Origin of the sequence: Mycobacterium attenuatum (assembly GCF_900566085.1) — a bacterium.
GTDB classification, from domain to species: domain Bacteria; phylum Actinomycetota; class Actinomycetes; order Mycobacteriales; family Mycobacteriaceae; genus Mycobacterium; species Mycobacterium attenuatum.
In genome coordinates this window covers 22053-34977 of the sequence record NZ_UPHT01000048.1, presented here as the reverse complement: position 1 = coordinate 34977, position 12925 = coordinate 22053, and the positions used below count along the sequence as shown (strand labels likewise).

13 protein-coding genes and 1 pseudogene are annotated in these 12925 nt (G+C 66.3%); 9 read left to right on the top strand and 5 right to left on the bottom strand.

Annotated features, from left to right (window positions below):
- The first annotated feature begins 84 nt into the window (after nt 1-84).
- Nucleotides 85-1329, top strand: a complete 1245-nt coding sequence (locus EET13_RS08390) for a glycosyltransferase family 4 protein (protein WP_122441845.1) — start codon at nt 85-87, stop codon at nt 1327-1329.
- On the opposite strand, the gene EET13_RS08385 is transcribed toward EET13_RS08390, so the two are convergent.
- From EET13_RS08385 to EET13_RS08375, 3 genes and pseudogenes are all read right to left on the bottom strand, one after another.
- Nucleotides 1326-2297, bottom strand: coding sequence for an SDR family NAD(P)-dependent oxidoreductase (locus EET13_RS08385; protein ID WP_122441844.1), 972 nt, complete (start codon nt 2295-2297; stop codon nt 1326-1328). The genes EET13_RS08390 and EET13_RS08385 overlap by 4 nt on opposite strands.
- Nucleotides 2298-2385: 88 nt before the next feature.
- Nucleotides 2386-3066: pseudogene (locus tag EET13_RS08380) on the bottom strand (phosphodiesterase).
- A 96-nt stretch (nt 3067-3162) separates the two neighbouring features.
- Nucleotides 3163-3864 (bottom strand): Rv1815 family serine proteinase, encoded by a 702-nt coding sequence (locus EET13_RS08375; protein WP_122441843.1) that lies wholly within the window; start codon nt 3862-3864, stop codon nt 3163-3165.
- Nucleotides 3865-4337: 473 nt separating this feature from the next.
- Here EET13_RS08375 and EET13_RS08370 point away from each other — a divergent pair, with 473 nt between their 5' ends.
- Entirely contained in the window at nt 4338-4907 is a 570-nt protein-coding gene (locus tag EET13_RS08370; RefSeq protein WP_122441842.1) for an STAS domain-containing protein, read from the top strand.
- Here EET13_RS08370 and EET13_RS08365 read toward each other — a convergent pair.
- Nucleotides 4838-5488, bottom strand: a complete 651-nt coding sequence (locus EET13_RS08365) for an SOUL family heme-binding protein (RefSeq protein ID WP_122441841.1) — start codon at nt 5486-5488, stop codon at nt 4838-4840. The genes EET13_RS08370 and EET13_RS08365 overlap by 70 nt on opposite strands.
- Before the next feature lie 239 nt (nt 5489-5727).
- Between EET13_RS08365 and EET13_RS08360 the strand changes: the two genes are divergently transcribed.
- Nucleotides 5728-6123, top strand: coding sequence for a hypothetical protein (locus EET13_RS08360; protein WP_122441840.1), 396 nt, complete (start codon nt 5728-5730; stop codon nt 6121-6123).
- 35 nt (nt 6124-6158) lie between these two features.
- On the opposite strand, the gene EET13_RS30865 is transcribed toward EET13_RS08360, so the two are convergent.
- Nucleotides 6159-6407 (bottom strand): hypothetical protein, encoded by a 249-nt coding sequence (locus EET13_RS30865; protein WP_122441839.1) that lies wholly within the window; start codon nt 6405-6407, stop codon nt 6159-6161.
- A 229-nt stretch (nt 6408-6636) separates the two neighbouring features.
- Here EET13_RS30865 and mbp1 point away from each other — a divergent pair, with 229 nt between their 5' ends.
- From mbp1 to EET13_RS08325, 6 genes are all read left to right on the top strand, one after another.
- On the top strand, nt 6637-6870 hold the full coding sequence (gene mbp1 / locus EET13_RS08350; RefSeq protein ID WP_122441838.1) for a microaggregate-binding protein 1: 234 nt from the start codon (nt 6637-6639) through the stop codon (nt 6868-6870).
- A 225-nt stretch (nt 6871-7095) separates the two neighbouring features.
- On the top strand, nt 7096-9204 hold the full coding sequence (locus tag EET13_RS08345; protein WP_211189040.1) for an MMPL family transporter: 2109 nt from the start codon (nt 7096-7098) through the stop codon (nt 9202-9204).
- Nucleotides 9201-9680 (top strand): TspO/MBR family protein, encoded by a 480-nt coding sequence (locus tag EET13_RS08340; protein WP_122441837.1) that lies wholly within the window; start codon nt 9201-9203, stop codon nt 9678-9680. Before EET13_RS08345 ends, EET13_RS08340 begins: the two co-directional genes overlap by 4 nt.
- A gap of 6 nt (nt 9681-9686) precedes the next feature.
- A complete protein-coding gene (locus EET13_RS08335; protein ID WP_122441836.1) occupies nt 9687-11021 on the top strand; it encodes a cryptochrome/photolyase family protein in 1335 nt (444 codons plus the stop codon).
- A 104-nt stretch (nt 11022-11125) separates the two neighbouring features.
- Nucleotides 11126-11671, top strand: coding sequence for an anti-apoptotic protein (locus tag EET13_RS08330; protein WP_122441835.1), 546 nt, complete (start codon nt 11126-11128; stop codon nt 11669-11671).
- Between the two features lie 82 nt (nt 11672-11753).
- Complete coding sequence (locus EET13_RS08325; protein ID WP_122441834.1) at nt 11754-12911, top strand: PIG-L family deacetylase; 1158 nt, start codon at nt 11754-11756, stop codon at nt 12909-12911.
- The last annotated feature ends 14 nt before the right edge of the window (nt 12912-12925 follow it).

Genomic DNA, 12925 nt, shown 5'->3' with positions numbered 1-12925 from the left:
CATCCATCCTGCGCTCAACGTCGCCTCGGGGGTCGAATCCGCGCTGTGGTTGCAGTTTCGGCGACGGGATGGGGGGCCGCTCCGGTGAAAATTCTGATGGTGTCGTGGGAGTACCCGCCCGTAGTGATCGGCGGGCTGGGCCGCCACGTGCACCACCTGTCGACCGCACTGGCCGCGGCCGGCCACGATGTCGTCGTCCTGTCGCGGCGGCCCGCCGGCACCGACCCCAGCACCCACCCGTCGTCGGACGTGGTCGCCGAAGGGGTGCGGGTGATCGCAGCCGCGCAGGATCCGCACGAATTCAGCTTCGGCAGCGACATGATGGCCTGGACCCTGGCGATGGGCCACGCCATGATTCGGGCCGGCCTATCGCTCAAGAGGCACGGCACCGACCGGCCTTGGCGTCCCGACGTCGTACACGCACACGACTGGCTGGTGGCGCATCCGGCCATCGCACTGGCCCAGTTTTACGACGTGCCAATGGTTTCCACCATTCACGCGACCGAAGCCGGGCGGCATTCCGGGTGGGTCGCCGGAGCAATCAGTCGCCAGGTGCATGCCGTCGAATCGTGGCTGGTGCGTGAATCCGATTCGCTCATCACCTGTTCGGCGTCGATGAGCGACGAGATCACCGAACTGTTCGGTCCGGGCCTGGCCGAAACCACCGTAATCCGCAACGGTATTGACGCGGCGCGCTGGCCATTTGCGGCGCGGCGCGAGCACACCGGACCGCCCGAACTGCTCTATGTCGGCCGGCTGGAATATGAGAAGGGCGTGCACGACGCCATCGCCGCGCTGCCGCGGATCAGGCGCGCCCAGCCGGGTACCACACTGATCATCGCCGGCGAAGGCACCCAACGGGATTGGCTGGTCGAGCAAGCCCGTAAGCACCGGGTACTCAAGGCAACCAAGTTCGTGGGGCACCTCGGCCACACCGAACTACTGACGGTGCTACATCGAGCCGACGCGGCGGTATTCCCCAGTCACTACGAACCGTTCGGGCTGGTCGCGCTGGAGGCCGCCGCCGCCGGCACCCCGCTGGTGACATCGAACATCGGCGGCCTGGGCGAAGCGGTGATCAACGGCGTGACCGGCATATCGTGCCCGCCCCGTGATGTGACGGCGCTAGCCGCCGCGGTGTGCGCGGTGCTCGCCGACCCGGCAGCCGCGCAGCACCGGGCCCGTGCCGCCCGTGACCGGCTGACGTCCGACTTCGATTGGCGGACAGTCGCCGACGAGACCGCTCAGGTGTATCTGGCGGCCAAACGACGTGAACGGCAACCACTGCCCCGGCTGCCCATCGCCGAGCACGCCCTGCCAGACCGCTAAGAGCCATCCAGGCCGATCGCGGTGGCGCAATATCGCCACATCAGCTCGCGATCGCGGTCATTGGACCGGGTCCACGGCACGTAATGTTCGGGTCGCGCCCGGCGATCATGCCAGAAGGTGCCGGTCGGTGGTGCGGGCCTAGTTGCGGCGAGCCACACGGCGGTGTCGGCGCCCTGGTCGAGAGTCCGCAGCAGCGGCCCGGTGACGGCGCGAAAGCCCGGAAGAGACGATGCCACGCCGGGAGTATCGGCCCAACCCGGATGCATGGAATACACCCGGATGGGCCGATCGGCCCAGCGGCGAGCCAGGATTGGGGTGAATGCCACCTGCATGCGTTTGGTGCGGGCATATGCCACGGCGCCGCGGTAGCGGCCGGTGCGGTATTCGGGGTCTTCGACGGGCAGGGACTGGGTGTACATCCCGCCGGAGGACATCAGGATCACGCGCGGGTCGTCGGATTCGGCCAGTATCGGAGTCAGCAGCTCGGTCAGCAGCATCGGCCCCAAAACATGTGTGGCCAAGGTGATTTCGTGGCCATCATCGGTCTCCTCGCGGGCGGCGGGCAGCAATCCGGCGTTGTGGATCAGCACGTCCAACCGCGGCACGCGGGTGCACAGATCGGCCGCGAAGGCGCGAACGGCGTTCAGGCTGGACACATCGCACACCTGCACCCGCACGTCGGCGCCCGTTTCGGCGACGATCTCGTCACGAGCCTGTTCGCCGCTGTTGCGGTCGCGAACGGTCAGCAGGACGGTTGCGCCCAGCCCGGCCAGCCCCGCGGCGATCGCCTTGCCCAGGCCCCGATTGGCGCCGGTGACCAGCGCCGTGCGGCCCCGCAGCGCGCCCGGCGGCGGGTCGCCCGCCCAGCCCGATCGGCGAAACTGATAGCCGATGCGGGTGTAGCCGGGCACCACCGCGCGATCCAGGGTCGTGTCGAGCAGCGGGCGCAGCCGAGCGAAAACGCTCATACCGCACCATACTTTACTGTCGCGCGGCGCCTACCCCACGCTGCCTACCGCACGGCGGCCCCGGCCACGACCGATCTCGCGCTGCGACTCAGCCGGCATCTCGCCCATCACGGCTGCGCGCGTAGGCACGACCCCGCAGATCTGCCAGCCATCCCGGCGAAAGCCGCACCCCAGGCGCAGTGTTGACCACCGGATCGAACGACACATCGTTACCCGGACCCGGACCGATGACGCTGGTCAAAGTGAGGTGCGCAACCTTCTCGAAATTGGATCTGCCACACGCCTGGTCGAGTGCCATTTCGATACCACCGTGGTCGATGCGTTCCCCTACTCTGTCGAGAGACAGGCCAAATCCATTGATGTCGCTGAGAATTCGCGCTCTCAGCCACCAATATTGGGCCCGTTAGCGCAACGGCATAAGCGTGCTCATGGACTGGCCCGTCCACGACGCGACCGGCCGCAGCGCCAGCGCGCGGCTCAGGACGCCGGATCCGGCGGAGACCAGCAGAATGTCCCACGGTGTCGCATCCGCTTGTGGCGGCGTGATCCGCAGCGCCAACCCGATGAAGTCGGGCAGGGAACCCGGGGTCCCGCCCGCTTTGGACACCCGGGCCACGACGTCCGACGACGGGACGGGAAGTCCGTCCGACGGCGGCGCGATCCGTCCGATCGAGCCGGCCGCGACGACGCCTACCGGATGAAAGATTCGACTACCCCGAATGGCAGATCCCCATTGGAACGGTCGGGCGACGATGTCGGAAACAATCATCCGCGCGGGGTTCCCGTTCTCGGCGGCCGGAAACCAGCGCACCCTGTTATCGACGGTGCCGCGGCTTTGGCAGCCAATCTCGGCCGGAGGCGGTCGTTAACGACCTATCGGTTGCCCCAAGGGTGGCTGCGTCGCCCCGGCCGACTGGGCGTCGATGTAGAGCTGCCGCATCACCGCCTGCCAGGACTGCGCCCACAGCGCTGTGCCCCGCACTCCGTCGAGCAATCCGACAATAACGGCTCGGTTGTCGTCGGTCAGCGTATACACCGGCCCGCCCACATCGCGTGGGTCGGCAATCATGCCGGTAATGGCAAACCCGTCATTGCCGACCGAGCCGATGCGGCCACACATTTGCCCCGCGGATATCGTGTTGTGGCACACGGGCAGTGCCGGTTGCACGGTGAATCCCGGGATGGACTCCAAGCGGCGCCCACCAGGCAGCAGCTGCGTCGTGGTCACCTCGGGGGCCAATGCGATGACTTCGTATTCGACGGCCGAGGCGGAATCGGCTGCCACGGGTTCGCTCACGGAGGCGCGCCGGGCAAGCACCACCGATCCGACCACATTCGCGTGGCTGTCGGTGACGGTGGGCGCGTCGTCGCACCGACCGGCGCTCAACGCGATCCGCAGTCGAGGTTCGACGAATCCCACCATGCATACCGTGGCGCCCTGGTGAATTTCCATGCCCGGAAATACCGTGACACCTGGGCTGGCCTGAGCCGGCGCCGCCGCACTGAACGCCAACGCAAGCGCAATAGCTACCGCGGAATGGCGAAATCCGCACAACACGGTTCCCATTGAGCCGCTACCATTCCTCGCATTCGTAGGGCGACGTCGCAGCTGTCAATTCTAGGCTGTACACGCCACCCAGCGGGCTGAGATTACCCTTTTTCCGGCCCGGCCAAACCCAAAACCGGCTAAGAAAGTGGATCCGCGGCGAGGACATTTCCCGGCGACCGATTCGGGGCGCGGAGCGACCGGCGATAAGCGTCGCCACACAAGGCCGGCAAGCGAACTGGCGTAGGGCGCGATAGCCAGCAAGCGAAGACTCCGGCCGCCGTTCCTCGTATCGGCTGCGAAGTGAAATCCGTTGTGCCGCTGGCGCTTAATCACGGGCGCCGGGTTGGGCGAGGTCAATGCCAGCCCGCCCTAGGACCGCTGGCGGCATTAGGCTCATCGACGAGGTTGAGTTCACAGCTGACCATCGCGGGAGCGATGTCCCAGAGGCTGCCACTCCCGCGCCCACCACCGCATTCGATGGGCTCCGTAATATGACTGCTTTAGGGGCTATCAGCCCAACAGATCAACCCCGTTGCCGGTATAACGTCGACTTCTCCGCGGCGCGACTGCATGTTTACGCGCGCAGCCTGGCCACCATACTGCGTGTCGATGGAGAGATCGACGCCTCCAACGCCGACAGCATTGCCCACGAAATTCGCCGCTTCCGGCGGCTTAAGACACCGCTGATACTTGACCTGAGTCATCTCGATTTCCTCAGTGTCGACGGTTTTCGGGCTCTTCTTGTCCTCAACCACGAACACCACAAAGCCGGCGTGCACTGCAGCGTGATCACCGGTTCCGCGATGCGCCCGCTACTGCGCATTGTCATCAATCACGGTTTGCCAGTGGTCGATTCGGTTGCCGAGGCGCTGCAGTTGATCGAGGACGTCATCAGCTCGCGCCGTCAGTTCCTGGCCACACGGGCCAGACAGCGCGAACCGCAGCGCCGTATGCCCCTGGCGCAGTTGTCGCTGAGACCTGACGCGGGCGGTTACCGCCTCGCGACCGGAACGGCAACTTCGTTGCGGCGCAAGCACGGAACGGTCCACGGCGGGTCGTAAAACCAAGCCACCGGAGCACCGGCCGGCGCATACCCGGTTCCATCGAGGCGCCGGAGTAACTCGTCGGTGCGCGAGGCGACAGCGCGGGATCCGCGGTCGCCGCTGAAACGCAGCACGGCGTACTCCTGCGCCGGTACCTCGACGAGTTCCACGGATTCGTCATCGGGCGTGGGCAAGTCATCCAGCGTCCACTTGGCCGGCATGAAAAACCGGATCATCCAGGTGCCGTCACGGCCCGCTTGCTGTGCTACCGGGGCCGTCATGGCGATGCGTTGCGCACCGCCGGTTGCTGCGCCGGCTCGTTGCTGACTGACCGGCGCCGTCATCGCGATTGTGGAACTCGTATGGTTGGCACCGAAGATGTAACCCGCCAACGCACGGAATCCGCGATTGCGGGCGCCTTCCTCGGTATCGCGGATTGCGACTTGAGCCGCGATACGCGGGCCGTAACGACGGATCTGTAACCCGTTGTGCAGCTGCTCGACGGTGTGGGGCGGCTTTTCGACCCCCACCCGCACACCGACGACCGAACCGGCCGCCTCGACGAGCTGGGTCAGCAGCGGCACGATACGTCGCAGCATCTGCGGACCTACCTTTCGGATGGTTCAAGGTCTGGTATTCAGGGTCTTAGTGGCGGGACGAAGCTGGCGACTCAGCTCTGAAATTATCGAACGGTCGTCTGTTTCCGCAGCAATCTCATCGTTTTCCGTCGGCAGGGCCGCGCGGCACCGCCACCGGGAGCGGTGCGCACCGCCACGTCACTGCCAGTAGCCTCGGTACGAACAGCGCCAGCGTGACGGCGCAAGACGGGAGCCGTTCAATGAAACCGCAGAACCGGGACCGGCACTTCCCCTATCGCTACGATGCTCGGCTAGCCCCGATGTGGTTACCGTTTCGGTGGCCGGGAAGTCAGGGTGTGACGCTGACGGACGACGGCCGTTTCCTGGCTCGCTACGGGCCATTTCGTGTCGACGCGCCGTTGTCGAGCATCCGCGAGGCGCATATCACCGGCCCGTATCGATGGTGGACCGCGATCGGACCCCGGCTGTCCATGGTCGATGACGGACTCACGTTCGGAACGAACGCACATGCCGGCGTGTGCGTGCATTTCGACCCGCCCGTGCACCGGGTGCTGGGATTCCGCGACCACTCGGCGTTGACTGTGACCGTCGCCGACCCCGAAGGTCTGGTGGCCGCGCTCGGGAACATTCGGTAGCGACGAGTTGCACGTGCCCCGCCCCGACCGTACGTCTAGTTGAGCGGCGCGTGAGCGGGCGCTTGCGCTGCATCGGCCAGCACGGGACGCTCCGCGGCGGAAGGCGTTTGGGCCCGTCGCTGACGAGACGCTCGCAGCCGGGTCCACGCTGCAATTGACAGCGCGGTTGCCGTGCTGACCGCGACGGCCGGAAGAACCAGTTGCGCGAGCCACAGCCGGCGCTGCACCCGTAGCGCCGTGCGCTCCGCACGCCGGATGCGCCGCACTGCCAGTCTCGCGTTCACAGCAACCGGATACCCGAACGCAAGCCCGCCAAACTCCTGCCGGATGCCGCCATGGCGGCCACCACGAACCGTCGGTCGTCTCCGGTGCTCAGCCGACTTTTCGACAACGTGTCGATGGCTCCGGCGAAACCCGCTGCGGTCGGCGAATGTTTCCTCCCCGCCCCTAACGGGAAATTGAGGGCGAGGGCGGGGAAATGCCGCCGAATCGAGAAATCAGCGGGAGGCAGATATGGCACGCAAGAGTGGACCCCTGGAAGCCGTCAACGGCATAGTCGAAGGCGTCAAGGGCGCGATCAAGCAGGTCATCGGTTTGGTGACCGGAAATGACCGGCTAGCGCAGGAGGCAAAGGCACAGCAGGACAAGGCCGATGCCCAGCGCCAGGCCGCTAAGAAGGAAGCCGCAGCCGAATCGGCCCGCGCCAGCGCAAAGGCCGCCAAGGAACGGCAGCAGGCCAACCAGTAGCTTGTCGACCGGGTGTGCCCAGCCGGCAATCCGCTGGGCCCACCCGCGTTGCCACCCGTCCCGCCAATGTGCGCGAATTACCGCGAATTACCCGCGAATTACCTTGGTAGGAAAGGTATTCAGATGTATGTGCCGCCGGCCTCCGTTCGGTGCGGGTCGCTGTCCTTACGGTGGCGACAGGGCGACGGGTTTGATTAATAGTTAAATAACTGAAATGCTTGCGGCGTGGTGTGGGACGGGCTCGCGGCGGCGGTGACCGGCCGGCGGTCATGGCTGATCACCGCGGGCGTCGTCGTGCTCGGTATCGCCTTCATGGTGATGATCGGCCCCAACGCCGCCGCAGGTCAGGCACCGCAATCGGTGCCGACCGACTCTGATTCGGCCAAAGTCGAGGCGCTGTCAGCCCAGTTCCCCGGAAGCGAGCGCGCTCCGTTGCTGCTGGTCCTCACCCGCGCTGACGAGACCGTGCTGGACGCCCCCGATGTCCGAGCCGCCGAGCAAGCCCGAGACCGGATGCAGGCGGCCGCCCAACCCGGTGGGCCGCCGACACCGGTACCGGTGCGGGTGTCGGCCGACGGCAAAGCGGCCATCGGGGTGGTGTCGATCAGCGCCCACCTTTCCGGGCTGGAACTCAGCGAGACTGTCAGGTCGCTGCGCGCCGCCGCGCGCCGCGGGCTGTCGGCGGATCTCGATGCCCACGTCACCGGAGGGCCGGCGTTCGGCGCCGATATCGCCAATGCATTCTCCGGCGCCAATGTCACGCTGCTGGCGGTCACGGGAACCGTGGTCGCACTGCTGTTGATCGCGACCTACCGATCACCGGTGTTGTGGCTGCTGCCGTTGCTGGTGATCGGTTTCGCCGATCGACTCGCCGCGGCGGCCGGAACCGCGGTCGCCGCAGTGACGGGGCTGAGCTTCGACGGTGCCACTTCCGGGATCACCAGCGTGCTGGTGTTCGGTGCGGGCACCAACTATGCGCTGCTGCTGATTTCGCGTTATCGCCAGGAACTTCGGCAACACCCGGATCACCGTCGCGCGCTGGCCCGCGCGGTGCGCATGGCGGCGCCGGCAATCGTCGCCAGCAATGCCACCGTGGTGCTGGCGCTGCTCACGCTGATTTTCGCGGCCACCCCCAGCACCCGCAGCCTGGGTGCGCTCGCGGCCTGCGGATTGCTGGTGGCCGCCGTGTCGGTACTGGTAGTGCTGCCACCACTGCTGGCGTTGAGCGGCCGGCGATTGTTTTGGCCGTTCGTCCCCGAGCCGAGTGCGCGCGGCGCGTCCCTCGAATCCGGACTATGGCACACCGTCGCCGAACGGGTGGCCCGCCGTCCCGCTCTGGTGGCCACGGCCACGATCGCACTGCTGGCCCTGCTGGCCACCGGGCTACTGGGCACCCGCATCGGTTTGTCGCAGACCGAGCAATTCCGGGTCAAGGCCGATTCGGTGACCGGGTTCGACGTCGTGGCACGGCACTTCCCTGCCGGACTGAGCAGCCCCACGCTGGTCGTCGCCCCCGCGGCGCAAGCGCAGCAGGTGCAGCAGGCCATCAGCGCGACGCCGGGGGTGGCCGCGGCCACGGAGTCGGGTGGCTCAGCGACTGGATTGACCAAATGGTCGGTGGTGATCGATGCCCCGCCGGCCTCCGAGCAGGCGTTCGGTATCGTTGCGGCGCTACGCCATTCGACTACCGCGGTGGCTCCCACCGCGCTGGTGGGCGGCGCCGACGCCCAAGCCCTCGACATCCGCGACGCGGCTGCCCACGACCGCAGGCTGCTGATTCCGGCGATCCTGACGGTCATCCTGCTCGTGCTCTACGTGCTCCTGCGGGCCGCGCTTGCCCCGCCTACCCTGCTGGCCGCGACCATACTGGGCGCGCTCGCGGCACTGGGACTGGGCGGCTGGGCCAGCATCCATGTGTTCGGATTCCCGGCGCTGGACAACAGCACTCCGTTGTTCGCGTTCCTGTTCCTGGCCGCGCTCGGGGTGGACTACACGATCTTTCTGGTCACCCGGGCCCGGGAGGAAGCCGCGCAGCACGGCGCCCGCGACGGCATGGTCCGCGCGGTGTCGGCCACCGGCGGCGTCATCACCAGCGCGGGAATCGTTTTGGCTGCTGTTTTCTGCGTGTTAGGCGTGCTGCCGCTGATCGCGCTGACGCAGATCGGAATCATCGTTGGCCTGGGCATCCTGCTGGACACCTTTGTCGTGCGCACCCTGGTGATTCCGGCCCTGTTCGCCGTGATCGGTGACCGCATCTGGTGGCCCACTTCGCCGAATCATGCTGACTACCAACATGCTTCAGTATCGTCGCAGCCGGACGGAGGAATTGGATGAATAAGTCGACGCTGGCAGTCACCGGGCTGGCCGTCACCGCGGCGGCAGGCGCCGGGAGCATCGCCAGCCCGGGATCGGCGCCCGGCTGGTACTCGCGGATTCGCAAGCCCGCCTATCAGCCGCCCAGCATCGCGTTCCCCGTGGTGTGGACCACCCTCTACGGCGACATCGCGACCAGCTCCGCGGTGGCGATCGACCGGTTGCGCGCGGCCGGACACCACGGCAAGGCACGCCGCTACGCCGCCGCGCTGGGCGTCAATTTGGTGCTCAACGGCGCATGGAGCTGGCTGTTCTTCCGGTTCCACAAACTCGGCGCGTCCGCGCTGGGCGCCGCCGTCCTGGCGACCAGCAGCGCCGACCTGGTGCGGCGGACCGCCGAAGCCGACCGGCGCGCCGGACTGGCGATGCTTCCCTACGCGGTGTGGACCGCCTTCGCCACCGTACTGGCCACCCACATCTGGCGGCTCAACCGCTGACCCCCGATGACGCAGGCGCTCTTGTGGTTTCGTCGCGACCTGCGGTTGCGTGACCATCCGGCGCTGGCCGCTGCCGCCGCCGCCGGCGAGGTGCTCGCCTGCTTCGTCGTCGACCCGCGCCTGGAGGCGTCGTCGGGCCGGCGCCGCCTGCAGTATCTGGGCGACTCACTGCGGCAACTGCGCGACGAGCTGGGTGGCCGGCTGCTGGTGACCCGCGGGCGGCCCGAAGAGCGGATTCCCCTGATTGCCAAGGAAATCGGGGCATCCGCGGTACACATCTCCGCGGATTTTGCGCCGTTCGGCCAGCGGCGCGACGAGCGGGTGCGCGCCGCACTGGGTTCGGTTCCGCTGGTAGCGACGGGATCACCGTATCTGGTGGCTCCGGGGCGCGTCACCAAGGACGACGGAACGCCGTATCGGGTCTTCACCCCATTCTTTCGCCGGTGGGGCGACGTGGGTTGGCCGTCACCGGCGCGCACCGGCCGCGACTGCGCGCGCTGGCTGGATCCAGCGCAGATGGCCGTCGAGCACTGCGAAATCCCCGACCCTGGCGCATCACTTGGGCTGGCCGCCGGCGAGGCCGCCGCTTGTCAGCAATGGGGTGCCTTCCTCGACGACGGGCTGGAACGCTACGCCCGGGATCGTGACCGGCCTGACCTCGACGGCACCAGCCTGATGTCGGCGCACCTGAAGTTCGGCACCATTCATCCCCGCACCATGGCCGCCGGTCTGGACCGCGGCCGAGCAGGTGCCCGAAGTTATCTGCGAGAGCTAGCTTTTCGTGACTTCTATGCCGCGGTGCTGTATCACTGGCCGGCCAGCGCCTGGTGCAACTGGAACAGCGACTTCGACGCCATCCGGACCGACGCCGACAGCCGGGCCAACCACCGCTTCGAGGCCTGGAAGTCCGGCAGGACTGGGTTTCCGCTGGTCGACGCCGGCATGCGACAACTTCGCCAGACCGGGTTCATGCCCAATCGCGTCCGGATGATCACAGCCTCGTTTCTGGTCAAGGACCTGCATCTGCCCTGGCAATGGGGAGCGGCCTGGTTCCTGAGTCAACTCACCGACGGCGATCTGGCCAGCAACCAGCACGGCTGGCAGTGGTGTGCGGGTTGCGGAACCGACGCCGCGCCGTATTTCCGGGTGTTCAACCCGACCACCCAAGGCGAAAAGTTCGATCCCACAGGCGATTACATTCGTCGCTGGGTGCCCGAACTGCGCGCCGCCACCGGCGTCCACCTCCGAAAAGGCCGAGGCCCGTCTGGATATCCACCGCCGATCGTGGATCACGCCACCGAGCGCGCCGAGGCGCTGCGCCGCTACCGCGATCTGAGCTGACCAGCGCGCAGCATTTCCCGGATTCGCTTTCGGAGAAGCTGTTTGGCATGTCATTATCAGCCGATTCGCAGTTGTCCTAATTTTTTCGATGCCAGGGAGGCGATATGGCTTACTCGATCGTTCGCACGTTGCTGATCTCAGGCGCTGCGGTGGGGTTGATGGCCGGCGCGGGAGGCTGTTCGTGTTCGATCGGATCGTCGTCGCATTCGGTGAGCAAGAGCGATGTCGCCGACCAGGTCAAAGCCAAGATGACCGACGCCGCCGGCAACAAGCCCGAATCCGTAACCTGCCCGGCCGACCTGCCGGCAAAGGTCGGCGCCCAGCTCAATTGCGAGATGAAAGTCAAAGACTCGACCTACAACGTCAATGTCACCGTGACCAGTGTCGAGGGCAAGGACGTCAAGTTCGACATGGTCGAGACGGTCGACAAGAACCAGGTCGCCAAGATCATCAGCGACAAGCTGACCCAGCAGGTGGGCCAACGGCCCGATTCGGTGACCTGCCCGGACAACTTGAAAGGCGTCGAGGGCGCGACACTGCGCTGCCAGCTCACCGACGGCAGCAGCAAATACGGCATCAACGTCACCGTCACCGGCGTCGACGCCGGCGAAGTCAACTTCGACTTCAAAGTCGACGACCACCCCGAATAGGTCGGCTTAGTCACGGCGGGTCAGGGCTTCCGGAGCGCTGAAAACTGCCAGCAGACCTTGGAGTATCGATGGGTGGTTCAACATGGCGCGCAACAGTGGCTTGAGGTCTGAACACCTGCAGGGGCGGCGGGTACTGGGCATTTTCGCTCACCCCGATGACGAAACGATGTGCGCCGGAGGCACCTTCGCCAAGTGCGCGCGCGCTGGAGCCGATGTCCGAGTGGTCTCGATGACCCGGGGCGGGGCGGGCCAGATCAGGGATGCGAGCGTTGCGACGAGGACAAACCTCATGGCCGTTCGGGAAAGTGAACTGCGAGCCGCCGGCCAGGAGTTGGGGCTAACCGAGACAAGGTGCTTCGACTACCCCGACGGAGGGCTCCCGGCACTGGACGCCGACATCCTTATGGGGCTCGCGACGGGCCTGATCAATGAGATCGAGCCCGACATCGTCGTGACCTTCGGTCCCGACGGCTTCAGTGGCCATCCCGACCACATCGCCGTGGGAGCCGTCGTCACCAAAGCCTGCTATGGGCGGCGGTCCGACACATCGATTCGCCTGTTTCACTGTCACATGCCCCAGAACCGGATGCTGTTGCGAGACCGTCTCGCGGCGTGGGTCGTCGAACTGAATTCCCGCTTCAAGGGGACCGCCGAATTCGTCAGGGCACTTTCGGTTTTCTCCCGTGAGACGACCACGCTTGGCTACGCAGCCGACTTCGTCAACTTGGAGTGGTTCCCCGCTGGCTCCTACCTCATCGAACAAGGTGAAGCCGCCAATTCGATGTACTTCCTGTTGTCTGGCCATGTGGCGATCCGACGTGAGGGCGCCGACGGTGAGGTTCGGACGGTCGACCAGTCGGGTCCCGGCGAGTTTCTGGGCGAAGAAGGCGTTGCAACGGGCCACCCCCGCAACGCCCACGTCGTCGCACTCGACGACGTCACATGCCTGTCGTTCTCCGCAGCAGAGCCGACCGGCTTCGAGGGCCGTGGCGAGCAGACCCAACCCGTGCGGACACGGTCGCTGTCGTCGGGCGATCAGATCGACCCCCGAGTCACCACCTGTATTGACATCAGCGACTTCGTTGGCCACAAGATAAGGGCGACGGCCGCGCACCGCTCGCAATACCCGATCGACCCGACGATGTTCCCCGAGCGGATCCTGCGAGAGATGTTCGGCGTCGAATACTTCATCCAGATTCTGCCCGAACCAGAACTCGCGACGTCGCTGTTCGACGTCTGATGCTTGCTGGTTCT